The organism is Nitrosomonas communis, assembly GCF_024102715.1.
Taxonomy (GTDB): Bacteria; Pseudomonadota; Gammaproteobacteria; order Burkholderiales; family Nitrosomonadaceae; genus Nitrosomonas; species Nitrosomonas communis_B.
Genome location: NZ_JAGFJM010000081.1, coordinates 38,652 through 64,653, shown reverse-complemented (window position 1 = coordinate 64,653; position 26,002 = coordinate 38,652). Strand labels below are relative to the sequence as shown.

At 52.1% G+C, this 26,002-nt stretch carries 20 protein-coding genes; 4 read left to right on the top strand and 16 right to left on the bottom strand.

Annotated elements, in window-relative coordinates; translation table 11 throughout:
• The first annotated feature begins 1 nt into the window (after position 1).
• Together J5I83_RS07965 and rsgA are read left to right on the top strand one after the other, a co-directional pair.
• Positions 2-340 carry a 4a-hydroxytetrahydrobiopterin dehydratase gene (locus J5I83_RS07965; RefSeq protein WP_304054739.1) on the top strand — a complete coding sequence of 113 codons (339 nt, stop codon included), beginning with the start codon at positions 2-4 and terminating at the stop codon, positions 338-340.
• Entirely contained in the window at positions 337-1,254 is a 918-nt protein-coding gene (gene rsgA / locus J5I83_RS07960) for a ribosome small subunit-dependent GTPase A (protein WP_304054737.1), read from the top strand. Before J5I83_RS07965 ends, rsgA begins: the two co-directional genes overlap by 4 nt.
• A gap of 10 nt (positions 1,255-1,264) precedes the next feature.
• Here rsgA and glgA read toward each other — a convergent pair whose 3' ends face one another.
• The 6 genes from glgA to J5I83_RS07930 all read right to left on the bottom strand — a co-directional run bounded on the left by glgA (position 1,265) and on the right by J5I83_RS07930 (position 8,755).
• Positions 1,265-2,749 (bottom strand): glycogen synthase GlgA, encoded by a 1,485-nt coding sequence (glgA, locus tag J5I83_RS07955; protein ID WP_304054736.1) that lies wholly within the window; start codon positions 2,747-2,749, stop codon positions 1,265-1,267.
• Positions 2,750-2,791: 42 nt separating this feature from the next.
• On the bottom strand, positions 2,792-3,970 hold the full coding sequence (locus J5I83_RS07950; protein ID WP_304054797.1) for an acetyl-CoA C-acyltransferase family protein: 1,179 nt from the start codon (positions 3,968-3,970) through the stop codon (positions 2,792-2,794).
• Positions 3,963-4,157: a hypothetical protein gene (locus tag J5I83_RS07945; protein ID WP_304054735.1), complete on the bottom strand. Its 195-nt coding sequence runs from the start codon at positions 4,155-4,157 to the stop codon at positions 3,963-3,965. The genes J5I83_RS07950 and J5I83_RS07945 overlap by 8 nt, the downstream gene beginning before the upstream one ends.
• A gap of 15 nt (positions 4,158-4,172) precedes the next feature.
• The gene (gene hslU, locus J5I83_RS07940; RefSeq protein WP_304054733.1) at positions 4,173-5,501 is read right to left on the bottom strand and encodes an ATP-dependent protease ATPase subunit HslU; all 1,329 of its coding nucleotides are present in this window, start codon (positions 5,499-5,501) and stop codon (positions 4,173-4,175) included.
• A 30-nt stretch (positions 5,502-5,531) separates the two neighbouring features.
• Positions 5,532-6,053 (bottom strand): ATP-dependent protease subunit HslV, encoded by a 522-nt coding sequence (hslV, locus tag J5I83_RS07935; RefSeq protein WP_304054731.1) that lies wholly within the window; start codon positions 6,051-6,053, stop codon positions 5,532-5,534.
• 221 nt (positions 6,054-6,274) lie between these two features.
• Positions 6,275-8,755: a cation:proton antiporter gene (locus J5I83_RS07930; protein ID WP_304054730.1), complete on the bottom strand. Its 2,481-nt coding sequence runs from the start codon at positions 8,753-8,755 to the stop codon at positions 6,275-6,277.
• A gap of 989 nt (positions 8,756-9,744) precedes the next feature.
• Between J5I83_RS07930 and J5I83_RS07925 the strand changes: the two genes are divergently transcribed.
• Positions 9,745-10,887: an acyltransferase gene (locus J5I83_RS07925; protein WP_304054729.1), complete on the top strand. Its 1,143-nt coding sequence runs from the start codon at positions 9,745-9,747 to the stop codon at positions 10,885-10,887.
• 220 nt (positions 10,888-11,107) lie between these two features.
• Here the strand turns inward: J5I83_RS07925 and J5I83_RS07920 are convergent, their stop codons facing one another.
• Both J5I83_RS07920 and typA read right to left on the bottom strand, forming a co-directional pair.
• Positions 11,108-11,716, bottom strand: a complete 609-nt coding sequence (locus J5I83_RS07920) for a DsbA family protein (protein ID WP_304054728.1) — start codon at positions 11,714-11,716, stop codon at positions 11,108-11,110.
• A 65-nt stretch (positions 11,717-11,781) separates the two neighbouring features.
• Positions 11,782-13,596 carry a translational GTPase TypA gene (gene typA, locus J5I83_RS07915; protein WP_304054726.1) on the bottom strand — a complete coding sequence of 605 codons (1,815 nt, stop codon included), beginning with the start codon at positions 13,594-13,596 and terminating at the stop codon, positions 11,782-11,784.
• A 457-nt stretch (positions 13,597-14,053) separates the two neighbouring features.
• On the opposite strand from typA, the gene J5I83_RS07910 reads away from it, so the two are divergent.
• Positions 14,054-15,436, top strand: a complete 1,383-nt coding sequence (locus tag J5I83_RS07910; protein ID WP_304054724.1) for a sigma-54 dependent transcriptional regulator — start codon at positions 14,054-14,056, stop codon at positions 15,434-15,436.
• Positions 15,437-15,445: 9 nt separating this feature from the next.
• Here the strand turns inward: J5I83_RS07910 and J5I83_RS07905 are convergent, their stop codons facing one another.
• From J5I83_RS07905 to J5I83_RS07870, 8 genes are all read right to left on the bottom strand, one after another.
• Complete coding sequence (locus tag J5I83_RS07905) at positions 15,446-16,228, bottom strand: amidohydrolase family protein (RefSeq protein WP_304054723.1); 783 nt, start codon at positions 16,226-16,228, stop codon at positions 15,446-15,448.
• Positions 16,225-17,625 (bottom strand): serine protease, encoded by a 1,401-nt coding sequence (locus J5I83_RS07900; RefSeq protein WP_304054721.1) that lies wholly within the window; start codon positions 17,623-17,625, stop codon positions 16,225-16,227. Before J5I83_RS07900 ends, J5I83_RS07905 begins: the two co-directional genes overlap by 4 nt.
• Complete coding sequence (locus J5I83_RS07895; protein ID WP_304054719.1) at positions 17,622-19,595, bottom strand: peptidoglycan-binding domain-containing protein; 1,974 nt, start codon at positions 19,593-19,595, stop codon at positions 17,622-17,624. The genes J5I83_RS07900 and J5I83_RS07895 overlap by 4 nt, the downstream gene beginning before the upstream one ends.
• A 23-nt stretch (positions 19,596-19,618) precedes the next feature.
• Positions 19,619-20,746: an aminotransferase class I/II-fold pyridoxal phosphate-dependent enzyme gene (locus J5I83_RS07890; protein WP_304054718.1), complete on the bottom strand. Its 1,128-nt coding sequence runs from the start codon at positions 20,744-20,746 to the stop codon at positions 19,619-19,621.
• Between the two features lie 11 nt (positions 20,747-20,757).
• The gene (locus J5I83_RS07885) at positions 20,758-22,887 is read right to left on the bottom strand and encodes a hypothetical protein (RefSeq protein WP_304054717.1); all 2,130 of its coding nucleotides are present in this window, start codon (positions 22,885-22,887) and stop codon (positions 20,758-20,760) included.
• Between the two features lie 65 nt (positions 22,888-22,952).
• Positions 22,953-24,281 (bottom strand): hypothetical protein, encoded by a 1,329-nt coding sequence (locus J5I83_RS07880; protein WP_304054716.1) that lies wholly within the window; start codon positions 24,279-24,281, stop codon positions 22,953-22,955.
• 5 nt (positions 24,282-24,286) lie between these two features.
• Positions 24,287-24,973: a hypothetical protein gene (locus tag J5I83_RS07875; RefSeq protein ID WP_304054715.1), complete on the bottom strand. Its 687-nt coding sequence runs from the start codon at positions 24,971-24,973 to the stop codon at positions 24,287-24,289.
• Between the two features lie 39 nt (positions 24,974-25,012).
• Positions 25,013-25,696, bottom strand: coding sequence for a hypothetical protein (locus J5I83_RS07870; RefSeq protein WP_304054714.1), 684 nt, complete (start codon positions 25,694-25,696; stop codon positions 25,013-25,015).
• Positions 25,697-26,002: the final 306 nt, after the last annotated feature.

The window sequence follows — 26,002 nt, the reverse complement described above, 5'->3', positions numbered from 1 at the left end:
TATGACCGATATCTGTGATCTAACCAACAAGCAATGCAAACCTTGTGAAGGGGGCGTGTCGCCTCTCACTAAAGAGGAAGCAAACAAACTGCTGCAGCAACTCGCAGGCTGGTCGCTGGCAGACAATAAAATCAGCAAGACATTTGACTTCAAAAACTACTATCAGACCATGGCATTCGTGAATGCAGTAGCATGGTTATCCCATCGCGAAGACCATCACCCGGACATGACGGTCGGCTATAACAAGTGTCATGTCGAGTACATGACCCATGCCATCAACGGACTGTCTGAAAATGATTTTATTTGCGCAGCCAAAATCGATTGGCTGTTCAAAATTTGAGCTCAAAGCACACTTCTTCTAAAAAACGAACTCAACCGGCGGCAGGCCAGGTCATTGCCACCTACGGCAGACAGTATGAAATCGAACTAGGTGATGGATCTCTCGTAAACTGTGTCATGCGTGGGAAGAAAGGGGGCATCGCCTGTGGTGATCAGGTCGGGATTCTGCCAACCACCCCTGGGCAGGGTGTCATTGAAACCGTTTTGCCACGCTCGAGTCTGCTCTACCGCAGCGACGCATTTCGCCAGAAATTGATTGCCGCCAATGTCACCCAACTCATCATCGTGGTGGCTGCGGTACCAAGCTTCAGCGAGGAACTGATCGATCGCTGCCTGATCGCAGCTGAAAATCAGCATATCAAAGTACTAATCCTGCTGAACAAAGCCGATTTGCTGGAGCAAGCACGCGCAGCTCTCACCACGCTCTCGTTTTATCAATCGCTTGACTATCCGGTGCTATCCATCAGCGCCACTCAAAATATCGAGCCGCTTAAACCTTATCTGCAAGGCCATACCAGTGTGCTGTCCGGCCAATCCGGCATGGGCAAATCGACCATCATTAATGCACTGCTTCCAGATGCCAAGCGCGCCACCATGGAAATTTCCACCGCATTAGACAGCGGACGGCATACCACCACGCATACGCGGCTCTATCATCTCGATGCGCAAAGCTGCATCATCGACTCACCCGGCTTGCAGGAATTTGGCCTGCATCATATTGATGAAAAGGAGTTGGCATGGGGATTCGTTGAATTCCGGCCCTATCTTTGGCAATGCCGCTTCAGCAACTGCCGCCACATGGCGGAACCTGATTGTGCATTGCTGCTGGCAGTCCAGCATAACAAAATTAATACGCGCCGGCTGGCTGTCTACCACAAGCTGATGACCGCGGCAGAACATCAGAAGACATGGTGAGCTGCGCAGATCAGCCCGAGGTCGTCAGCAATAACTGATAAATTTCACGATAAGCCGTAGCACTGGCTTGCCAGCTAAAATTCTTGCGCATGCCATTTCTTTGCAGCCGCCGCCAAATTGACTGATTGCGGTAGGCTGCCACAACACGCTGGATACCCGCCAGAAAATCCTCGGCTGTCATATCATGAAATTGGAATCCGCTGGCACTTCCATCGGCCAGCGTGGCTGGCGTACAATCCACCACGGTATCGATCAGCCCGCCAGTTGCGTGTACCAGCGGGGGCGTGCCATAACGCTGGCTATACATCTGATTCAAGCCGCAAGGCTCAAAACGTGATGGCATCAGGAAACTGTCAGCACCAGCTTCAATCAGATGCGACAAGGCTTCATCAAAACCGATGTATACTGCAATCTTGCCAGGGTAAGCTTCTGCCAGCTTGGCCAGACTTGCTTCCAGCAGGGCATCGCCACTTCCAAGTACCACTAGTTGTGCAGGTATTTGTACAAGCTGCGATGCCGCCTGCAGTATCAGATCATAGCCTTTTTGCTCGCTGAAACGACTGATGGCAGCAAACAGCAAAATATCACTATCGACCTCCAATCCCATTGCTTGCTGAAGCACACGCTTATTGACCTTTTTTGCAACAAGATGTTTATCGGAATAATTTTTACTCAGATGGGGATCGCTCACAGGATCCCATGCCATGGTATCAATGCCATTGACGATGCCACTAATATCCTGACTGCGTGTAGCCAGCAGTCCTTGCAAACCAAATCCAAGCGGCTCCTGCTGGATCTCACGAGCATAAGTGGGGCTGACGGTCGTAATATGATCAGCATAATAAAGTCCAGCCTTGATAAACGATAAATTACCATAGTATTCCACCCCTTCCATAGCAAAGCTGGCAGCAGGCAATCCCAGTTGAGTGACTGTCTCGGCTGGAAAACAGCCCTGAAAAGCCAGATTATGGATAGATATCAGCGAAGCTGCTTTCTTTCCTGGATGAAAATGAAGATAAGCGGGGACAAGTCCGCTTTGCCAATCATTGCAATGCGCGATATCCGGTTGCCAGGCCAGCGAAGTGGCATCACTTGCCAGGATTGCACCCATTTTTGAGAGCAGACCGAAACGCAAAGCATTGTCTGGCCAGTTTTTGCCAGCAGGATTCAGGTATGGCCCACCTGCACGCTGGTACAATGCCGGACAATCGATGATGTATAGCGGCACATTGCTGGCTTGCAGTTTAGCTGACCACAGCGTCACAGGCGGAAAATAGGACAACTCATCGAATACTGCCACTTTCCGCTTGGATTTAATTCCCGACATGACAGACGGATAACCGGGCAATAACAAGCGAACATCTACACCCAATTGCCGCAAAGCAGCGGGTAATGCGGCGCTGACATCGCCCAGACCGCCAGTCTTACACAATGGATAGACTTCCGGCGTAATAAACAGTACCTTGAAAGCTTGATGGGAAGAAATTGCTGGCATGGTTTGTTGGATGTTAAGTAATCACTTACTGAATTCACCAGCTCATAGCCGTTCAAAAATCGCTGCAATCCCCTGCCCGCCGCCGATGCACATTGTCACCAAAGCATAACGCCCGCCCCCGCGCTGCAATTCATAAATCGCCTTAACCGCCAGGATGCAGCCGGTTGCGCCAATCGGATGCCCGAATGCCACCGCACCGCCATTGGGGTTCGTTTTGTCTGGATCAAAACCGAGTTCGCGCGCCACCGCACAGGCTTGCACTGCAAAGGCCTCATTGGATTCAATCACATCCATGTCGGCGAGCTTCAGTCCGGCACGATGCAGCACCTGCTGCACGGCCGGCACAGGGCCAATACCCATGTAACGAGGATCGACACCGGCATGACCATAAGCAACCAGGCGCGCCAGCGGCTGCAAATTCCTGTGTTCGGCTGCGTGCGCGTTCATGAGCACCATGGCGGCTGCGCCATCGTTGATGCCGGAGGCATTACCTGCGGTGACCGTGCCATTCTCCTGAAAAACGCTGGCAAGCCCGGCCAGTTTTTCCAGGTTTACTTGTTCACGTGGATGTTCATCAGTATCAAAAAGCATGATTCCATCACGCGTCGGAATGTCGATTGGCAAGATCTGTGTTTTGAAGTAACCCTGCCTGATCGCATTCAGCGCCCGCTGATGGCTTTCCATAGCGTATCGATCCTGCTCTTCACGGCTAATACCCCATTTCCTGGCGATATTTTCTGCCGTCACTCCCATATGAACCTGATCGAACGGATCGTTCAGGGCGCCAACCACCATATCTACTGCCTGACTATCTTTCATGCGCTGTCCCCAGCGTAGCGCCGGTAACAGATAACCTGCCCGGCTCATCGATTCCACCCCGCCTGCAACAGCTGCCTCGGTATCGCCGAGCATAATGCCTTGCGCCGCAGACAGGATCGCCTGCAAGCCGCTGCCGCATACCCGGTTCAGCGTCAAAGCCGCAATCGATTGCGACAACCCTCCTGCCAGCCCTGCCACCCGAGCGAGATACATATCGCGTGCTTCAGTGTGAATCACGTGACCAAAAAACAGATGGCTGACCTCTACGGGATCAATCCCTGCACGCGTGACAGCTTCACGCACGACCTTGGCGGCTAAAGTAGCAGGAGCGATATCCTTGAGTGCCCCGCCGTAATCACCGATTGCAGTGCGCACACCACTGAGGATGACCACCTCAGGTATCGGCATGAAAAATACTCCTTGCTTGAATGAATATCCCGAGAAAGCCTGAAACAGCCAGCAAAGTGGAAGACGCACCACGCACAGAACCCGAGAAAACGAGCAAAGCAAGTTTTAGCGAAGCCACGTATTCCATAGATAGGCAAGGGAGTGAACACCACGCATCGCAGCAATGTGTCACTGCAGCCACTTATCAGGTTTTCCTCTACAGCACATAGCGCGCCAAATCCTCACTTTGTGACAGATCCTTGAGGCGCGTATCGACATACACCGCATCGATAACGATTGATTCGCCGCTGCGCTTGGTGGCATTGAAAGAAACCTCTTCCAACAGTTTCTCCATGACAGTATGCAGCCTTCTGGCACCAATGTTCTCGGTTTTTTCGTTGACTGAATAGGCAATTTCCGCCAAACGCTTGATCGCATCTTCTGAAAAACTAAGCTCGATTCCTTCGGTTTTCAATAGCGCCTGATATTGCCGTGTCAGGCAAGCGTCCGTATTGGTGAGGATCTGCTCGAAATCATCTGCACTCAGACTATCCAATTCCACCCGGATCGGGAAACGTCCCTGCAATTCTGGAATCAAATCGGAGGGTTTAGCGAGATGAAAGGCGCCACTGGCAATGAACAGGATGTGATCAGTCTTGATCATGCCATACTTGGTCGAAATGGTAGTGCCCTCGACCAGTGGCAGGAGATCGCGCTGTACTCCCTGGCGCGAGACATCTGCGCCCGATGTTTCAGAGCGGCTGGTGATCTTGTCGATTTCATCAAGAAACACGATACCGTTCTGTTCCACATTCTGCACCGCACGCAGCTTCAGCTCTTCATCATTGATCAGTCGTGCTGCTTCTTCCTCGATCAAGATTTTTTTGGCTTCACGGATCGCGAGTTTGCGTGTTTTCTTTTTGCTCGACCCCATCGTCTGGAACATGCCCTGAATCTGCGAGGTAAGTTCTTCCATGCCGGGAGGTGCGAAGATCTCCATACTCGCCTGCGCTGCAGCGACTTCGATTTCTATTTCCTTCTCATCCAGATCGCCCTCACGCAGCTTTTTACGGAACTTCTGCCGGGTGGCGCTGCTTTCCTCGCTCTCCGCACGAAAATCCAGGTCGCGCGCAGGGGGTAACAATACATCCAGTATCCGCTCTTCTGCACGATCTTCCGCAAGCGGGCGCATTTTTCTGATTTCCCGTTCGCGCCCCTGTTTGATGGCAGATTCCACCAGATCGCGGATGATGGAATCAACATCACGCCCGACATAACCGACTTCGGTAAACTTGGTCGCTTCGATCTTGATAAATGGCGCATCCGCGAGCTTCGCCAGGCGACGCGCAATTTCTGTTTTACCGACACCAGTGGGTCCAATCATCAGGATGTTCTTCGGCGTGATTTCATGCCGCAGCGGTTCAGTCACTTGCTGTCTGCGCCAGCGGTTTCTAAGCGCAATCGCCACTGCGCGCTTAGCGCCAATTTGACCTATGATATGTTTGTCGAGTTCGTGTACGATTTCCTGGGGAGTCATTTGTGACATGTTAATAGCTTCTCGGAAGGATGAATCAAATTAATCAAGGGACTCGATGACGTGGGCCTGATTGGTGTAAATACAGATATCACCCGCGATGGTCAATGCTTTGGACACAATCTCCTTAGCAGACAGCTCAGTATTTTCCAGCAGCGCCCGGGCCGCAGCCTGCGCATAAGCACCCCCGCTGCCAATCGCAGCCAGACTTTGCTCGGGTTCAATGACATCGCCCGCGCCCGTGATAATCAGCGTAGCCTCACCGTCAGCCACCACCAGCATCGCCTCAAGACGCCGCAAAATACGATCGGTACGCCAATCCTTGGCCAGTTCAACCGCAGATCGCATGAGGTGACCCTGATGCTTTTCCAGCTTGCCTTCAAAACGTTCAAACAAGGTGAACGCATCGGCTGTGCCGCCAGCAAACCCAGCCAGAATCTTGCCATGATACAGCCTGCGCACCTTGCGTGCACTGGCTTTGGCAACCACGGCGCCAAGCGTCACCTGCCCATCGCCGCCCAATGCCACTTGCTTGCCGCGTCGTACGGATACTATGGTGGTCATATCAATAAATCATCTGTATTGAGAAAAAGGAATAATTATAGCGCCGATTCAAGCATGGTACGCAATTGAAATGGGAAAGTGCAGCAAACAAACTGTCCAGACCTGTAGCATATGAGCTGACCGGATTATCTAGAATCAAATTGCAAGGACGATCAGAATAGGCTGGTCTGTTACTGATCCATTCGACGTTGCCCGCGCGGCGCTAACATGCTCAGTATCCCTCAGGACTTCGTCGTCTCACCCGCAACTGTGCTCTGTTCCTGCAACTGCGTCAGCTGCAACTTGATGCTGGGGTGACGCTCACACAACGCATCGAAGTCAGATTTGCACAGCTCATAAATAGACGAGGGAATCATCGCCTGGGCAGCGAGCAGCGGATTATGCGCGAACGACTCCCCGCCGAAGCAGTCACCAGCCTGATACGTGGCGAGAGGCGTCTTTTTGTCTTGCCGCTGCTCGTACACGGCTACCGCGCCGCGTGCGATCAAGAACAGCGAGGAAACGCGTTCGCCAGGATGGATCAGCATCTCGTGGCGCGGGACAGTGTGCCGAATCAATCGGTGCACAAGCTCTTCGAATTCTTGATTCGGCAGGTCGCGGATGATCGCTGTGCGGCGCAGCAACTCAAGAGTCGGCACCTTCAAGGCAGTCCCTACCGGGCCACGCAGCTTACGCAACCGGTTGCGCTGTTGCACGATCAGTTGCCCGGCGACGGCTTCCGGCAGAGTGCCGCCGTGGGCCAGCGACTCGATCGCCTCGATACTCGCCAGCACCGCCAGCCGCTCGCCCATGCGCATCTGCATCGCCTCAACGAACTCAGGGAACTGTTCGGCCATTTCGCCGAGCAACTCCCGGGCACCCTCATGCCAATGCCCCAGCAGTTGCCGGATGCGACTGACGGTGTCAGGCGACACGCACAAACTGGAGGCAATGTCATCGAGTGCCTCCAAAACCCGGGCACCAGCCTGCACGCGGCCCCAGGCGGTATCGTAGTCTAGCGTCATGCGAGTGATGCGCATCCGCTGCACGATGCCGGCCAGTATTGGGATTCTGCCAAGCCAATGTACCAGGGTGCGATGGATGCGTTTGCTGCTGAAGCGACCAAAGCTGTCTTTAGGCAGCCGATTCAGGAAGCGCAGGCTGTTGATCTGCCCCGTAACCAGGTGATCGAGCTCGCGAAACGAGCGTTCCGTGAGGTGACCATCGCAAAACATCTGGTAGTAGTTACTCTTCTCCTTGGCGAGGCAGCGCGTGAGCAGCAGGTGATAGTCCTCGTCCTCCTTCAACTCTCTACTGAGCGCCTGGATGTCGCGCATGACAGTATCGATGTTTTTCTGGCATTGCTCCTTCAAGTGCTCGGCAATACGTGGTGAAAAATGGATCTGTGCTTCCAGCGCCGGAATCTCCGCCAGCAAGTGCTGCTGAGCATGCAGCAGGCCTTCCTCGTAGGCAAGGCGGTCTGCCAGCGGCGACTTGTTGAGCTTCAGGAATCGAATCAGCCATTCCATGGTCAATCCTTGCACCACCAAGGTGAACAGCACAGCGCCCATGACCAGTGTTTCTAGCAGCGCCGAATACTCGAAACGTGGCAAGCTGAGTACAATGGCCAAAGCGATAGCGCCGCGCAATCCACCCCAGAACATCACTGTCTGATAATCACGCTGCACCACCTCGGCACCAGGAATTCTGCTGACCAGCGGTACCAGGCCGTAAATCACGATGAAACGCGACAGCAACATCGCCAGCACTACCCACAGGAGGATGTCGGCCTCATGCCACAGCGCCAGCAGATTAATCTGCAGCCCCACCAGCAGGAAGATTAGCGCATTTGCCAAGAACGCCAAGTATTGCCAGAAGTGCTCCATGTACTCGGCGATGGAAGGCGAGATCTTGGCACGGCCCCAGCCAGCCAGAGTGATCCCGGCAGCCATCGTGGCCATGATGCCGCTCACGTGGAACACCTCCTCGGCGATCAGGAACGAGCAGTAAGCGAGCACCGTCGTTAGCGTAATCTCGATGAAAGCATCACCCTCAACATGTCCGATCGCCCAACTCACTACCAGCGCCAAGAACCAGCCGACGATCATTCCGCCGAAGAACACCACAACGAAGTCAAGCGTGCCTGCCGCGACCGTGCCCATGGAGATGCTGCCGGCGACGATAATCCCTACCAGCAACCGCGCGAGCACTAGCGCCGTGGCGTCGTTCAGCAAGCTCTCTCCTTCCACGAGCACGGTGAGGCGCCCGGGCGTGCCTAGCTGCTTGAACAGCGAAATCACTGCCACCGGGTCGGTGGCGCTCAGAATAGCACCCAGCAACAAGGCGGGGGCGGGCTCCAGCGGCGTCGCCAGCCATACCAGCACGCCGATGATGCCGGTGGATAACAACAAGCCGGGAACAGCAAGTGTCAATACTGGCAACAGGTTACGCTGCAGTTGGCGCACATCCAGGCTCAGAGCCGATTCGAAGATCAGTGTGGGCAGGAAGACATACAGCACCAAGTCGGGCGTCAGCTCAAAGGCAGGGAGCAGACCAGCATAGCCGGAAAAATGCTCAGCAATCCATGCCAAACCGCTTCCAACCAGCACCAGCATGATGGTGAGTGGCAGCTTGAAGCGTTTACACAGCTCTTGCGTCACCGCGGCAATAATCAGCAATCCAACGAGTCCGGCAACGGTATGGCCCAGTTCAGATTCGTGCATGACTCCACTCCATCTGCCCCGACTTAGGTGACCCGGTTTCCGTATTCACGATGAACCGGCAAGTCGGGCAATATTGACGCCTACACGGGAATGAACTCCGTAGGCAGTATATAGGAAAAAATAAATACTCTTTTTTATCGAGACCGAATGTACTGAAAGTTCGATTGGTTATCCAACACAGGAATGATCAGAACAAGTTCTCGAAATTTACAATTAAAACAAAATATTATACATCTCTGATGCAGACTTCGATCATTCAGCACTTACACACAAACTGGAGTCTACCATTGATATTTGTGGATGACACCCGTTATCGCAGCTGTTGCTTTCGTTGTTATTTATCTGAATAAGTAGTAGATTAATTTAGTCTGACTCTCCTCTATAAACATTTTGGAGAAGTAAATGGTTGCATTACATTTATTTGAAAAAGGAGGTAAGTTTATTGATAACAATATATTTTGATAACCTGGAAAATTTAGCATCTAAATTCATAAGAAGACAGAAAAACAAGAATTATGTGTTGAGTAGCGTAATATCAACATATTTACCACAGGCTCTTAAGTCCATGCATCGTCGCTGGAAAGGCGGCGACCAATTAATACCTTCGTCTTCAATAATACTTTTAGAAATATTCTTATTAACGATTCTTGCCAATTGGATAGAAATCAAGTTGCATTCTATGCAGTTGTAATAGCAGAAATCTTTCCGATGATCCTGGCGCAATGACAATGGAAGCGATACGGTAATCACGATCGCTTGTCTATAAGCCAATTAGCCCGATAGCGCTTACCAGCTGACTGTAAGTCAAAAGGTTTTATTTTTCATCGGTATTCTAATTTCATACAACAAAATACTGAGATTAGATTCAAATAAACAAATATTCGACCAACCTGTGATAGCTGTCAAAGCTAAATTAATGCATTTTTAAAAATCAAAAAAACCTTGCCATCACAGGATGCAAGATATTAATTATTACTGAAAGGTTTTTTATGACTCCGATATCAAACAAGAGTGAGATTCGTTCTCATACTGCCCTACGAGGCTTGGCAGCTTTGATAGTCGTCCTCGTCCATTTTCGTTCCTTTTTCCACCCATCAATTCATCCAGATGAAGTGACATTTTTTCTTGCAAAAGGTTATCTCTGGGTAGATTTTTTCTTTATCCTCAGTGGGTTTGTATTGTCATATGTTTATGGCATCGAACATCCTGAACGCCGCACTTTTCGCGACATTACTCACTATTTGATTGCTCGTTTTGCCCGAATATATCCATTGCACCTGATATCGCTTATAGCTGTATTTTTATTCTTTATCACCGTTGCATTGATTAGCTGGAGCCAGAATGGAACATTCTGTTGCGTGTTTGATGGTTCCTTGCGAAGCCCTGATTCCCTGCTAGCCAATCTATTCCTTGTTCATGCCTGGGGTATGTTTGACTGGGTAACGTGGAACTTTCCATCATGGTCTCTCAGCGCAGAATTTTTTTGTTATCTGATCTTTGCGACTCTTCTTACCATGGATAGCGGTAGTCGAAAACTAGCCTTGATTGCGTTGTTATGTATCGTGTTGCTTTATTATGGTTTTCACCTTATTACCAGTGGCGATGTAGATGAGAATTTTCGTTTCTCTGTTGTACGCGCTACATCAGCTTTCTCAATTGGCATCGTGTTGTTCCTGGGCCGCCAAACGATTTCTGCTCTCTCGGAGAAATGCTTAACGCACATTCAAATCACAGCAAGCATTACCCTTTTGCTGACACTACACTTTGGCGTGCCCGATGTTATTTCCATCAGTTTAATGGCACTGATCGTCTTGGTTACATGGGAAGATCGTGGCTCTTTATGCAATTGGCTCGCAACGCGCCATATTCATACTATTGGATTATTTTCATACTCAATTTACATGTGGCATTATCTCATCAAATTCATTGCACAGAAAGATTGGGAATACTATACAGGATTACCGTTACAAAGCAGTATACCGGGGTCGGCGATATTCGTTGCCTGTTTAACAGGTTTGATTATTCCGATTTCAGCTTGGAGCTATCGATCTCTGGAAATGCCTGCTCGCAGGTGGATTAGTATTCGATTGAATTGCTTACTTGAAACTAAGTATGCGCCAAAATATACATGACATATGCAGTTGTAAACGCAAAAACTGAAGGAATTCTTCCGTGTCTGACTAAACTTACCAATTCCTGATCAGAGCATGTTACTGGATCGTCAAGAAAGCTGGCGATCCTAATCAAATAGCAACGTCAGCGTCACCCCGTTATTGCTAGGTGGTTAATCAGAAGATCAAATCACGGCTAAACTTAGGGAAATTGGAGATAAATTAAAAATTAAGCATTAAATTACTCCGCCCCCAAACTCCTCGTGTTCAACACCCAGGTATCTATGTGCTGGCGTAGTGTTTCAATGGTGCAATAGCCATTAGTCAGTAAATGAAAGCCGACAGCATCCTCCCCGATAACAGTAGGAAACCCTCGTACTCTCCACTGAATAGCCTGACGAAAATGCTGTTGGGTTACTTGTTTAGCCGCATCCGAGGCAAATACTTGCGAAAATTGCGCAGCAGGGAAACCCACACTCACTGCCAGTTGAATCAACACTTCCACTTGTGTCACATCAGCCTGTTCGGCGTAAAAGGCATATTGAACAGCAACTAGCAGCGGAAAGGTATACGATGAATCAATGAGTGAAGCACTGACTACAGCACGGCAGGCTGGCTCGGTATCGTAAATGAAGCCTTGCGGCAGGGCGCCTTCAAATTTAAAGGACTGCCCGGTCATCTGCTGTACGCTATGCCAGTGATGCAATATCTCAGCGCGCTTTTCGGGTGCAAGCGGTTCGGTTGTGCCAGAACGCAACCCGCCCACGACCAGCCTGATTGCCAAGCGCTCACCATATTCATGCCTGATTGCCTCGATCACAGGCGAAAACCCCCAACACCAGGAACACATGGGATCAGCTATGTACCACAGCGTGCGCTCATTCATGCCAGCAAATAAGGTTGGTGAAAGATAACTTATGCTGCGGAGCGTGACGCTTTTTTACGTTCATGCTCCAGCAACAGGCGTTTACGTATGCGTATGCTTTTTGGCGTAATTTCCACTAATTCGTCATCGGCAATAAATTCTATGGCAGATTCCAGCGTCAATTGAATGGGCGGCGTCAATACAACCGCCTCATCATGGCCCGATGCACGGATGTTGGTCAATTGCTTGCCTTTGATTGGATTGACCACTAGATCATTGTCACGGCTGTGAATACCGATCACCATGCCTTCATAAACCGGATCGCCCGGGCTGACGAACATGCGGCCACGTTCCTGCAGTTTCCACAGCGCGTAGGCCACAGCTTCACCATACTCGGCAGAAATCAGCACGCCATTTCTGCGCGCTGCGATTTCCGGTCGCATCGGCGCATATTCATCAAAGACATGACTCATCATGCCGGTGCCCCGCGTCATGGTCATGAATTCCGATTGGAAACCAATCAAACCGCGGGCAGGAATCCGGTAATCGAGCCTGACCCGGCCATGTCCATCCGATACCATATCGAGTAAATCACCGCGGCGCGCACCGAGCGCCTCCATCACGGCACCCTGGTTTTCCTCATCGACATCCACCGTGAGCACTTCGAAAGGCTCACATTTTTCACCATCAATTTCACGAATGACCACTCGCGGACGCGAGACAGCCAGCTCATAACCTTCTCGCCGCATATTCTCCAGCAATATAGTCAAATGCAATTCCCCGCGGCCGGAAACCAGGAACGAATCAGTCTCGCTGGTTTCTTCCAACTTGAGGGCGACATTGGTTAGCAGCTCTTTTTCCAGCCGTTCACGCAGCTGCCGGCTAGTGACAAATTTTCCTTCCTTGCCCGCAAAGGGCGAGGTATTGACCTGAAAAGTCATGGACAAGGTCGGTTCATCCACCTTCGGCATCGGCAACGCCTCGGGGTGATCGATATCCGCCAGGGTAGTGCCAATGCTGAGTTCTTCAATGCCATTGATCTGGACAATATCACCAGCTGACGCTTCACTCAGCGGGACGCGCTCAAGGCCACGAAAACCGAACACTTGATTGACGCGCGCTTTTTTGGGTGTTTGGTTTCCTGTCATCACCATCACATCCTGGGCTGGCTTGAGACGGCCGCGTGTAATCCGCCCTACACCTATTCGACCAACAAAGCTCGAATAATCAAGCGCACTGATTTGTAATTGCAACGGTTCATCAGGATTACCTGTAGGCTCTGGCACATGCTTGAGAATGGTTTCGAACAGCGGGCGCATATCCGGGCTAGTTTGTTTCGGATCAAGCGTGGCGTAACCATTGAGCGCAGACGCATACACCACCGGAAAATCCAGTTGCGCTTCGGTTGCATTCAGTTTATCAAACAGATCAAAGGTGTGATTGATCACCCAATCCGGCCGCGCACCCGGACGATCGATCTTGTTGATTACCACAATAGGCCGTAACCCCAGTGCCAATGCCTTTTTGGTGACAAAACGCGTTTGTGGCATGGGACCTTCCACGGCATCCACCAGCAACAACACGCCATCCACCATCGATAACACACGCTCGACCTCTCCGCCAAAATCCGCATGCCCTGGTGTATCAACAATATTGATATGCACTCCTTCGTAATCGACCGCACAATTCTTGGAAAAAATTGTAATACCCCGCTCGCGTTCGATATCGTTGGAATCCATGACACGTTCAGCGACATGCTGATGCGCGGCAAATGTCCCTGCCTGATGCAGCAGTTTGTCTACCATTGTGGTTTTGCCATGATCGACGTGAGCAATAATAGCGATGTTACGGAGTGGGCGTGACATATGGTAAGTCCCTAAGAATTAAGCTGAAGATGTAAAAAAACAAAGGATTATATCAGGAAATCAGTGACATAATTACCTTTAACCTGTCTTTGTCCACAAAAAACCTTTCATCAAATGAGTATGCCTCTTACGTGTTTGCACGTATTTTTCTGAAGAGTGTATTTCGATAACCTATCGGCGTAGTAGAACCTAAAACGGCATGTATAAGGTTTTTTGTCTCTGCCACCTGGGCAATATCTGACTCAATATTACGTGCCACGAGGCGATAGTATTTCTCACTTTCCCACACTCATCTTGCGAAGGAGGCTATGGACGTCACGACTATCAAGGAGAGGCAGGACAACGCGCCGCTCATTGCAACCCCTCTGGAACCTGGCTGATATAAACACACTTCTATTCCCTTCTTTATTTAAGCGTTATTTTTCTATCCGAGAATAGTGGGTACGGGAGGTTTGATATGGCTATCAAAGTCTGGGTTCATTGGTTGAGTGGATATCAGCAACAAATTGCGCGTGAAATGACGGATCTTTTGATCCGGCAGGGCATCGATGTACAAGACCATGATGATTATCTTTCCACTTATCCTGGTGTGATCTTCAGTAATGAAGTCACGCCAAAAATCTGCCAACAGCTCCACGAACTGAGCCGAAACGGCCAAATACAAATTCTTGTCTGTTGTGATGCGGCCATGCCGAGCGATGCCGTCTGGCAGCTATTGGAAGCAGGTGCCGCAGATATTTTGGTGGGTTCGGGATGGCATACGATAATCCACGAGATCATTTCTCGCCTCCAACGCTGGGAGGCGGTGGATCGCATGGTGCATTCACCCCTCGTACAGAATGTGCTAGTGGGAGAAAGCCAAGCTTTGAAAACGATTCTGCGTCAAGTCGTAGAGGTGGCCCATTTTACCGATGCTTCGGTTTTGGTCCTCGGTGAAAGTGGCACAGGCAAAGAATTGCTGGCGAATCTCATCCATACCCTGGACCCCCGCCCCGACAAAGGCGATCTGGTCATTCTGGACTGCACGACCATTGTCCCGGAATTGTCCGGCAGCGAGTTCTTCGGCCATGAGCGGGGTGCCTTTACGGGTGCGGCATCCTCGCGTGACGGTGTGTTTGCGCTGGCAAACGGCGGCACCCTGTTTCTCGATGAAGTAGGGGAATTATCACTTACCTTACAAACCCAGTTGCTGCGTGTCATCCAGGAACATACCTTTAAACGCGTCGGCGGCAACGCTTGGCAGCGTACTTCTTTTCGTTTGGTTTGTGCCACTAATCGTGATCTCTGGGCGCAGGTTCAGCGCGGCGAATTCCGCGCCGACCTCTACTATCGTATCGCCAGTTATGTCTGCCATTTGCCCCCCTTGCGGGCGCGCTCTGAGGACATTCTGCCATTGGCCAGCCACTTCCTGAAGGTTAGCTACCCTGATCAAGATCCACCCGAGTTGGATGCCCCCGTGCAGGAATACTTGTTGCGCCGTGAATATCCCGGTAATGTGCGCGATCTCAAGCAAGTCATTGCCCGCATGCTATGTCGTCACGCTGGAAAAGGTGCTATCACGGTGGGTTGCATTCCGCCAGATGATCGGCCAATGTGGACGGAGGACTGGAAAGAATGGCGCGACACGGGCTTCGAACGTGCGATACGTATCGCGCTGAATCGCGGCGTAGGACTTAAGGCCATTAGCCGGAACACTGAAGAGACGGCGTTCCGTATCGTGTTGGAGCAAGTAAACGGTAATACGCAACAGGCTGCCCAGCTCTTAGGGGTAACTGACCGCACTGTTCAAAACTGGAAGAAAGATAGATCATTGACCCATAAGACCGAACAATTTTTGTAATTGTTTTGGTTATTCGATGACTCGCTTCGCAAGCTGTGTGCCAGTGGGTATCACCCTACGTCGCCAAGCTGTGCTGATCAAGTTTTCAAAATTTCTTCCCAGAATCAAGCTTTCCTGGAAGGGCGGCAAGCGCAATGCCTTGATTTTTGCAAGTTCGACCGCCGGGTGCAGCCAGGGACCATCCGAGCCGAACAAAAGCTTAGTCGCTCCTGCCCGTTTGACCGCTTGTTCCAGCAGATCAAAGCGTCGTACGCCAGAGGTATCGGCATACATATTGGGATGGCGAACCAGATGGTCAATCATGGACAATTGGGCGCGCCAGTCATCGGCAAAGCTGCCAAGATGTGGAATGATAAAATTGACGTCTGGATACTCCTGGGCCAGCAGTTCACAAACAGATACTTCACCCGCGACATCGTACAGCACCGGCAAAGCATAGACCCGTGCAGCCGCACAGATCTCCCGCGTGATGGCAGCATCGTGACGGTGTACCTTGATACCAACGAATCCGTAGCGTTTAACGGCTATGCCAACCAGCTCGTGCACATGCCCTCGATCCCGTTCAGCATGCGCGAAGGCAAAGCCGTAAAAGCGCTCAGGCTTGCTCGTCACAATGCGCGCCACTTGCTGATTGGCGACGGTGTAGTTCGAATGAAATGCAGAAAACAACACCGTGCGATGAATCCCTGCTGCCGCTGCGCGGCGCAAATAATTCTGCAAGGGTGCCCGGGTATCCCATGGTCCGGTTAGGCCATCACCTATTCCGGCGTGGCAGTGGCAATCGATGATCATAAGGCGATGTCTCTCTTCACGTCGTAGTCCTCGTTTATCCAACCACGTACCTGCCTGACCACCTGCTGCGTCAGCAGGACGCCGATTTTGGGGTCGCTCATACAGTCTTCGCCGACCCATTGCGTCGTGCAGCTATCTAAAGCAGGGGGTGTTTCACAATTGCCGCAATCGCCGTGGTGAACCGCGATCAGATACCGCCTCTTTGATTTTTTATCCCAATACCAAACCGGAGACCCGCTAATGCCTTGAGAGGTATCGGCGGCATAGGTAATAAGTTGACGGACTGGCCGCTTTCCCGCAGTGGAACTCACACTTCTGACCGTGGCTGGAAGAAGTATGGACCGGCCGTTGTCATTTTTTCGATAGCCGCAAATATTGAGCGCTTTTCCAGTCAGCGTCCGTATGCCATATTCGGGTAAGACATCGACGGGCAGCAAGAAGGTGCCGTCTACTTCTCCCGCGTTGCCCCAGAAACTTAGCGTCTTGTTCTTCAGTTTACTAAATCTTCGATACGCGATGGGTGGGTTGGGCAACCTGATCAGGCCGAAATCGAAGCGTGAGTCGAAGTGACTGGACCGCCAATTGGGGTGTGACTGCCAATCATCAGGCTTCGTCTTCGAATACCAAAATGGAATTCGCAAGCCATCGGCGCCGGCGGCAACATGGATGGCGACTACTTTGGCAGGTGTAGCAGGATCGTTTTGCCAATTCGCATCAAAAACATGCGCAGCCGTGAGCACGTGCCGCGGACCGACGAGCGTACCGGTCGCAAAGGATTGTTTGATTTCCTCATTTGGCCATTCTAAATACACCCGCAAGCGGCATATCCACCTGAACGGCACTTTCGTCATATCGATACGACGTCCAGCCGACAAGCGGCCGGAGGCGCTTTCTTTGCCCCATTCCCGTTGGGACTGACGGGGGTCGACCGGCTCGTCAAAACTGTCGATCGCGGTACCGAGACCCAGGAAGGGGTAGACATACGTCACCGGCGGGATCCAGATCGTGGCGAAGCATTTCCTGTTGCCACAAGTGAAGCGGGGCGAGAACGAAATCACGCCTTTCCCGAAATATTTGCGTTCGAAAGTATTTCCGGGTGGCCGCCAGAATTTGATATTCAATGGATGGCTGTTGATGGTTTGTGCACGCTTCAGGCGTTCCGCGCTCGGCTTGAGGCCATAAGCGCGTCCCGCCGTTTCGAGAAGGCCACCTCCGCCATACTTGATTTTGTAAAAGTGGCCTGGAACGGGGGTATCGCTCACCAAGGAATTTGCTTTTTCGAACTGTGAGCCGTCACAAGAGATCCCTGGTCCTGGAGGATTGAACGAACCGAACAGCGCATCCGTTTCGTCAAATGGGTTCTCCAGCCCCAACTCCATCGACCCCAAGGCGCTCATTTCAGCTCCGGAGTCTCGTCAGAGCAGAACACTCCGCACGAGAACGATCCAGTCCCGCTCATACTGGTGCGTTTGCAAGGACTCCATTTTTTGGACTGCGGAAGCCATACCCAGCAACGCGTGACGACTGTTCCGTTCAACCCACTAGAGGGTCCAGTAAATTTCTGACACATGCCTTGGCAAAAGTTTTTCGCATTCGTCGCCGTCATAAGTGAAGGACCCTGTTCCTGGAGACGTCGAACATTACCCTTCGTCGGACGTAACCAGGCGTCGAAATAGTACCAATTTTTCTGGTCACGGTGTGTTTCGAGTTCGCCGGTACTGCTTTCTGCATCGAACGCACTGAATGGAGATTCCAGCTCGAATTCATCCAGCATGTCTACTTCTTTCAATCCACTCGAGAAATCTTGCGATGGGACGGAATTCATCATGTTGTTCTTCGATGCTCCCAATACAACGATCTTGTCACCACGGCGCAGCCATCGGCCTTGTTGCGCTGTGCCGGGCATCCCTAATTGTTTGGATTCACTCAAGTGGAGATAAGGCAGATGTTTCCGAGCCGCACTCATAATCGCTTCATTAACGACGAGCTCCGCGTCGATGTCGGGCGATGACAAGGCTGCCTGGCGGATCGCTGTGCCTGCAATACGGACAAAGCGCCGTGCCCTTTCCAATTCTGCTTCTTCCGCGTTCAAGCCACTGACTTCAAGTTCCAGTGCTTTGCTCAGCGCTGATCCCACAGCACCACCGATCGCCGTGCCGACGCCCGGTATTGGAATAAAGGAGCCCAATACTTTGCCCGCGACCGGGAGTGCTGCCTTTGCCAGGGTTTTCAGCCCTCTGCCCAGTACAGGCAGCACGCGTTTGCCGATGAAGCGACCCGCTTTCTTGATGCCCCTGCCTATTCCCTTGAACAGCTTGCCGAGAAACTGATCCAGCTCTTCCTCGCTGGAAATCGATAACAATTCCGCAGCGAGTTCGATTTCTTCCACTTCGCTGAAGGGGCTTTCCAGCGCTATTTCGAGCTCTCGCTGATTGGTGACCAGGCCCGTTGGGTTCAAAGTTGACCGGATACTCTCTTCGATCGATTTGTGTCGGGGTGTTGGATACCAACAGAAAGCATAATTATCTGGGTCGAGACCATGGGATCTTATTTGCCGGTGATGTACACCCATCCGTACATAAAGATTGCCGGTCTCGCCGACATAACCAATGTGGCCACTGGGCGAGCGACTGCGGAAAATGAGAAGATATACTCCCCCTTGCTGAGGTGCACTGTTCCATTGCGACAATGGATAACATCGTCCGCTATCCCATAATGCCTGGTGTTTTGCTTTCATGCGGCGCACGAGCGTTTGAAAATTGGTTTGAAAGTCTACAGGCAATTCCATTTCCAGCCATTCGCCTTCGTAACCTGCATCGAACTCCATTTCCTCCGCTGACGGCTGGCCACCCCGCCTTTCGCAAGCGGACCTCAACGCCTCTTCGGTATCGGGACCGGCAATACCGGTTGCCCTGAGGCCTTGCTGCCGTTGAAAGCTCCTGACGGCGCTGCGCGTTTCCGGTCCCATGGTGCCTGTCACCGGCAATTGCGTGCCCAGCACCTGATTCAGACAGTCTTGCAGCCAGCGCACTCGCTCCGAGCCAAACGGTACCGGTTCAATCGGATAGGGCTCGCTTACGATACCATAAGGTTCACGCATTATCCCCCACGGCCGCCGACGTCCCCTCAAGATTGGTTTAGGCCTTGAGACCGGAAGGCGGATTGGTCGAGGCCTTGCAGTCGGTGGGCGTTTGACTCCTTTCGGGCGCAATCCCAGCCGAGCGCGCGAGCCGCTGTATCGACGCCCGCCCCCATAAACGCCCCGCCGCCCCCGTTCGCTTTCCTCTTCGAATAGTTCGTTCTGGAATTCGGGTTCGATTTCGAAAGGTATCAAAGGTATCGTTTCAAAGCTGAATTCTTGATTCATGATTCACCTCTTAAAGATGTGGGTCACCCTCTTGACTGACAGGCCGAAGCTGACTGTCCCTTAAGTTGTTCGTTGTTTATTGGCATTTTGGCCTCATGGGCCAATGTGTCCAGCATGTCTATACATCGCTCAATCTCCCTTTCACGATGCCGCGCCGTGAGCAAAAAACTCAGATGGGCTTCTCTGTCATGGCGTGGCCGTGCCAATATGGTTTGAACACCCCACTGAGAAAGACGCTGATGCAGCCGTATCGCCGCTTTCCCCGCGATGCCACGCAGGGTCTGCACCGGAAACCAGCCACCCGTGGAAGACCATCCAATGTGTGCCAATCCTTTGCGGAATTGTCCGATCCGCTGTGCCAGCCTTCGTCTCAGCAGATTGCCCTGAAGTCGGTTGACGGCCAGCGCATGGGCAGCGGCTTGAATAACGGCCACCGAAGGCGGACTGCTATGGACACGCGTGTCGCTTGCGACTGCAAAGCGCCTGAGCAAACGTTCACTCCCTGTGAGCACTGCCACTGGCACGCCCAATCCTTTGGCCAGAGAAGAACCCACCAGGATGTCCGGGCCGAAATGCCCACTCCAACGCAAAACACCTCCCCCGCCATGACCGTAGGGGCCGTACACTGCGGGTGCTTCTCCCAAGATGCCGAGCGCCTGCGTATCGTCCAGAACCAGCAGGCCGCCAAAACGCCTGACAATTTCCAGATAGTCACCGATAGGCGCTGCCGTGCCACATGCGGGACAGAAGCCATTGGCGACCACCACCGGATATTTCCTGTTACGCGCCTGAAGCGTAATTTTCGATAAAAGCGCATTGGCATCGTGGTGGCGAAAGGGGTGAACAGCCACCCCTCTTGCGCTTAAACGCTCCATCCCCCAGCGGGCAATCGCATAGGTTCCCTCGTCCAGATACAACGTTACCGGCTGCTGGCACAACATCCCGAATAAGTCCCAGAAGAGATGCAAGGTAGAAGGCATCAGCACGCCTCGCTCGCAACCCTGTAACCGTGCCAGTTTCTGAGCGAATTCCTCGGCGCCGGGCGGCTCGGCCAGTGCAGCCGGCACACCCAAGGTGAGCTGCTGCCAGGGCTGCAGCAGCCGGCTCGGGTGGTGCAATCCAAGGTAGAGGGCCGAGGTAAAGTTGATCATGGCGGCGCATCTCAACTTACCCGCTGTTGGCTTGCCAGCCGCCTCTGCAACAACACCGATGGCAAAGTGGAATCCACGCGCGCATTCACCGTCGGATCAGCCGACAGATCCACGCCCGTTGCGGCTCGGTAAGCATGGATGTAGCCCTGCGCCTGCGGACGGAAGAACCGTGCCCAATTGAGCGCCTTCACCGGCTCGAATTCATCGCTCCAGTGACCCCAGCGGATGGAAAGCAATAGCTGCTCGCCGAACATGCCCAGGTTACGGAAGTGCAATACACTGGTGTCGGTCCATCCCTGCAGTTTCTTCATCGCATCGACACGATCCATCCAGGGTTCAGGGTAAGCCACCATGATGCGGGTCGGCAGCAATTCCCGGAATTCGGGTCTGGCGAGTAGCCACTGCTGCATCAGCATTTCGATACGGGAAGTCGACGGCAAATCGCCGAACTGGTTATGCGCGCCCTGGGAAAGGATCAAATGCACTTCCTTGAGGGCATTGAGCACCGGGAAGGCATCGGCCTTGACTGTGGTATCGTCATCCTGCTTATAGAACACGGTGCACAAGCGCAACAAGTGGTGGAAAGCTTCCAGGAATTTCGAGCGTGTGTCTACCGGGCGAAAATCCTGCACCGCCTTGCCTTCCAGCCGCAGACCGTAATGATGATCGTACTCGTAGTTGCGGCGATTAATCGTCAGCCGATGTTGCTCATCCTGAATGTAGCTCCATAGCAGATTGTTAAGCGGGCGCAAGGGATCCATCTCCAGATTGGCGAGCGGGTCTTTGGCAGACGAGCGTATGTTCTGGAAGCGTCGAGAGAGGGCGTTCATCGTTTGTACCAGCATGCCTTCTTCGTGCCAGTAAGACCAGATGAGCTCCAGCAAGCAAGGGTTGGCAAGCTTGTCTTGCAATATCCCGAAGCAATTATCGAGTATTTCAGCTTGTTCAACTCCGAAATTTCTCGGAGTGGCGTTTTCGAACACGGTTGTCTTGATGGGAATATCTGGTAATTTTCGGCGAATAACCGCGAGATAAGGCAGGGTTTTGTCGCCATTTACGGGTACGAGATATTGACCGAAAGCGTTGCTCAATCCCACGTCTGGAATGGGTAAATCCCTGCGATCGAGATAGGCATCATCACGATTTGGGCGATTCGAATTCAGATCAAAAGGTAACGGCTCCTGCTGGACGCCGCAATTGACCATCACGAAGGCTTCGGTAGCCGCCTTCACGACGCGATAGGTATCAGAATCGGTAAAGGAAAGGAAGCGTTGCTTTTGCAGGCGAACGTATTCTATTTGCTTCTTAGGAAAACGCCCATCTTCAAAGCTATATTCTGGACTGTTTTCTGAATTTGGAGGCTCCCCACCGCAAAAAATCCAATCCATGAAACGAAGATAATTATTGAACGAGAGTGCATCGGTGCTATTACGGATACCTGTCCAAAACGCGGTGTCTTCCGTGAAAGAGGTCTCCGTGCGCGTCAGCGAGACGTTAAGATTGCCTCCAACATTGGTTATGGGTGACCGCTTTGAGAAGACAGTTGCTGCCAAGGTAGTGGAAGCACTTCCTATTTCACTCATTGTGACACTGACCTTCGTTTCACCAACATGCCCACGGGTATTGAGATGCACTATATCCCGTGTGGTATCCGATTCATAAAAACTACCGCCACTTGTTGTCCATCTGAATACCCGGTTTCCCGGTTGTACTGCTGCTGAAGCTCTGAAAATCCACGTCGTTCCCTCATCAGCCTGAGCACAAGCGTTAAATTCTGATCCTTGGCAGTCTTCTGTGAGAGCTCCCCATTCAATGTTAAACCTTAATGGGACGACTATTGTTTTGGTGATGCAGTTTCCCGGGGTAACCGTGATGATCTCTGGTTTAGAGCAAACTTCAAAAGCTTCACAACAGATTTCATAGTCGCCAGCAGGTACTTCAAAAATGGCGAGAGCATCTTCATTCGTTTCTTTCCTATAAAAAATCTTTTCTTCACAAGAAGAATCATCCGAATATTCTCCGACGTTTTCTTTCGTTCTAGATCTCTGCCGAGTTTGCCCTCCGCTTTCTTTACTTTGAAGGGTAACTCGAGCATTTCTTATTGGGGTATTTTGGATTTTGGGGTCGTCAGCGGTTACCAAAATGGTCACTTCGCCCAACTGTGTATTTTTTGTAGACATGGACTTCTCCTTAATAAACTTAATGCTCAATATTTGATTGCCAATTTAAACTCCGGTGTTTCGTGTCTCCAGTCTTGTCTGGAGCAGTCTGCGGCTGTTTGCAAGGTGCTGCTGAGTGCCCAGTGGGTCAGCAATTTACCCAGAATGGTGCTTTCCTGTTCCGGGCTCAGGCGACCGTCAGCACGCGCCTGGCCGATCACGGCAAAGACCAAGGTAGGCGGGGCACGGTACATTTTCGAAGGATCTTGCTGCCAGAGCCGGAAAAGCGCTTGAAGATGCTGCGGTTGACGGTTGCGCACCTGCAAGGCTTCAGCCAGACTGCGGCCCCGCAGGCATTTGGGTCGGTGGTTGATCAATAGTGCGACCAAGCCTGGTAACGTTGCCTGCAAGGCGTCATAGTTCCGCCGTTGTGCGGCGCCCAGCCCACTTAGCGGGTAAAACGCCTCCCACAGCCTAGTTAAGCGTTCCCATTGCGGATGGGGATAGAGCGCTTCGCCTATGGCGCAACTCAGCTTGACGCGAATCCAGGGAGGAGGGTGCGGATCATCCCGATTCAAATGAAACACGAAGGCACGTGGCAAGCTGACCACGCCCATGAGGCCCAGGGTAGAAGCGATGCCGATCCGCGCAACCGACCAAAGATCAGCCACGATCTCGGAAATCCACCGCTCCCATAACGACCAGATGGCGCTATGCGAGCCGCTACCGCGTTGCATTCCCTGCAGAACGGGCTGCAGTGAATTCACCAGATTGAGCAGAGCGGCAGCCTGATGACCGACCTCGTGAATCAGCGAAGAGGCGATACCGCTGCCAATCATCCGTTCGCGCGGCACGCGTATCACCGCGACCGGATTTTCACCACCGCCTGGCAAGCGCGTTCGTGCGCGTCGGATAGCGGCTCCGGCACCACGATCAAGATAGCAGATGACAGGAGGCACATCGTAATAATGACCCGGTAGTGTCAGAGCATCGGCAGAAACGACATCGAGTCCAGAAAGCCAAACGCCGGTTTCATGTTCGCTGCGTTGCGTCAACACATCGTTGAATAAATCAAACTGGGTCAACACGGTATTGAATCTGAGCCGCAGAAGCGAAAACAGTCGCTGCGCTTGCGCTGGGCTGGCGCTTTGAGCAGAGGGGCTATGCAACCAGCGGATATAGCGCTCAATCAATCTTCTGAGTTCCCGCCGGCCTTTTGTGAGATGTTGCTCAATACTGATTTGTGCTGCTGGTAAAATAGCCGCCGCCGGCACCATCGTTTCATGCAATGCGAAAGGCTTGATGCGTTTCAATCGGGTCATTAAGGCGCGAGCTTCCTGCTCGAGCATCCATGTGGCGTAGGAAACGGCGGCCATGATGGTCAAGCTCCAAACAAAATGATTTTGTTGCCACGACGCAGCCAGCGGCCGCTCTTTGCGCCGCGTCCGCAAGAGGGACAAGCTGTCCCCATTGCACCGCCAGGCGTGACGGCAGGGGCGCCACTGACCAGACCTGGCGCGAGTTGACGAGCGGCGGCCAGCACGGCCGATTGCGCCACCGCTCTCGGATTCGACGTGGGTGGCGCGGAGGCTGCTTTTTTGGCTGCCGTGCCGGCAAATTGAACAAATCTTTTTGCGACCTCGTATTCCTGGTCTTCCAGACTTAACCCTTCCAATTCCAAACCAAAGATTCGGCCTGCAGTGGACGCAACCTGACTGCCGATTTTGGCACCGCTACTGCCACCAAAATAGCCGCCGATGGCACTGCCCACCATGGGCAGGGCTTTTTTGGCTGCGCCTTTCAAGAGCCCGCCGAGCTGTTGGCCTACCGGCGATTTGATAAACTGGCCCGCAGCCCGGCCAACCCTTTTAATGAGGCTGCCCAAAAATTGCTCCAACTCCGCTTCGCTATTGACCTCCAATAGCTCAGCAGCGAGCTCCATGGCTTCCGCTTCACTAAAAACACCTGTTTCAGCGCCCCATTCGGTTTCGCCGTCTTCGTATTGTTCATATTCATAATTTTCCAGCTCAGAGTTGGCTTCCAGGGTAGTACGGTCAATATCGTGCATGGTGTGATCCTCCTCGAGAAATGCATTGCTGGGGGTTGTTCAGGCATTGAGAATAATGATGTTGCGGCCTCGCCGAATCCATCGGCCACTCCGGCTCTTGCCCATCGATGCACTCGTTCCCGCACCCGCACCTAGCAAAACAGGTGCATATTTCTGTGCGGCTTTAGTGGCTGCAGCTTGGGCAGCACGCCGTGGATCAATGGAAGCGGGCGCTGAAACTGCATTTTTAACGGTGTTAGCAGCGAAGCGAACGAATTGTTTGCCACCTTCGAATTCGCGGTCTTCCTGACTCAATGCTTCAAGTTCAAGTCCCAGCGCCTTGCCTGCTGCTGAAGCAAGACCACTGCCAATCTTGGCACCCAACGGTCCACCGACAAAGCCACCCAGGGCACCACCCGCAATCGGCAAGGCTTTTTTAGCAACGCCCTTGAGCACTCCTCCTACCGCCCGACCGATGGGAGATTTCACCACCTTCTTGAGGGCGCTCCCCGCCTTCTTGATTAATTTGCCTAGAAAGAGATCGAGCTCTTCTTCGTTGGTGACTTCCATAAGCTCGGCAGTCAACTCCATCACCTCGCTCTCGTTAAATACTTCGCCCCACTCTGCTTCCTCAAACTCGAATTGCTCGAATTGCTCATTCTCAAATTGCTCGTTCTCGTATTGTTCGCTCTCAAAACTGCTCATTTCAGGATTGAATTCGAATGCGTTTTCGCTCTCATACATGGCTGATTCCTCCAATTTTTAAGTTTTTCCGTCAGGGCAACTTATTCAACTTCTGCCGCCTTCATTAAAAATAGGAGCAAATAACGTGCCAGAAATCATTGTTATCCAGACGTTCGCCAGGTAGAATAGTTAATACATTGAAAATAAAATGAAATAATCAGCCAGCCTTCGACCACAGCATGAAAGTGACGACATACAAGTTGGCGAAGTTGGTTTCGGTAAATGGAGTAAATACCCTGTGAAAGGCGAAAAATGTTTCGGCCATATCATATGGCGTTGATAAAACCAGCCGACTTTGTGGGTTGG

Coding starts and splice junctions, on each gene's coding strand:
- J5I83_RS07965 (WP_304054739.1), top strand. CDS start 2: ATGACCGATATCTGTGATCTAACCAACAAGCAATGCAAACCTTGTGAA.
- glgA (WP_304054736.1), bottom strand. CDS start 2,749: ATGCCAGCAATTTCTTCCCATCAAGCTTTCAAGGTACTGTTTATTACG.
- hslU (WP_304054733.1), bottom strand. CDS start 5,501: ATGTCACAAATGACTCCCCAGGAAATCGTACACGAACTCGACAAACAT.
- hslV (WP_304054731.1), bottom strand. CDS start 6,053: ATGACCACCATAGTATCCGTACGACGCGGCAAGCAAGTGGCATTGGGC.
- J5I83_RS07930 (WP_304054730.1), bottom strand. CDS start 8,755: ATGCACGAATCTGAACTGGGCCATACCGTTGCCGGACTCGTTGGATTG.
- J5I83_RS07925 (WP_304054729.1), top strand. CDS start 9,745: ATGACTCCGATATCAAACAAGAGTGAGATTCGTTCTCATACTGCCCTA.
- J5I83_RS07920 (WP_304054728.1), bottom strand. CDS start 11,716: ATGTGTTCCTGGTGTTGGGGGTTTTCGCCTGTGATCGAGGCAATCAGG.
- typA (WP_304054726.1), bottom strand. CDS start 13,596: ATGTCACGCCCACTCCGTAACATCGCTATTATTGCTCACGTCGATCAT.
- J5I83_RS07910 (WP_304054724.1), top strand. CDS start 14,054: ATGGCTATCAAAGTCTGGGTTCATTGGTTGAGTGGATATCAGCAACAA.
- J5I83_RS07905 (WP_304054723.1), bottom strand. CDS start 16,228: ATGATCATCGATTGCCACTGCCACGCCGGAATAGGTGATGGCCTAACC.
- J5I83_RS07900 (WP_304054721.1), bottom strand. CDS start 17,625: ATGAGCGCCTTGGGGTCGATGGAGTTGGGGCTGGAGAACCCATTTGAC.
- J5I83_RS07895 (WP_304054719.1), bottom strand. CDS start 19,595: ATGAATCAAGAATTCAGCTTTGAAACGATACCTTTGATACCTTTCGAA.
- J5I83_RS07890 (WP_304054718.1), bottom strand. CDS start 20,746: ATGATCAACTTTACCTCGGCCCTCTACCTTGGATTGCACCACCCGAGC.
- J5I83_RS07880 (WP_304054716.1), bottom strand. CDS start 24,281: ATGGCCGCCGTTTCCTACGCCACATGGATGCTCGAGCAGGAAGCTCGC.
- J5I83_RS07875 (WP_304054715.1), bottom strand. CDS start 24,973: ATGCACGATATTGACCGTACTACCCTGGAAGCCAACTCTGAGCTGGAA.
- J5I83_RS07870 (WP_304054714.1), bottom strand. CDS start 25,696: ATGTATGAGAGCGAAAACGCATTCGAATTCAATCCTGAAATGAGCAGT.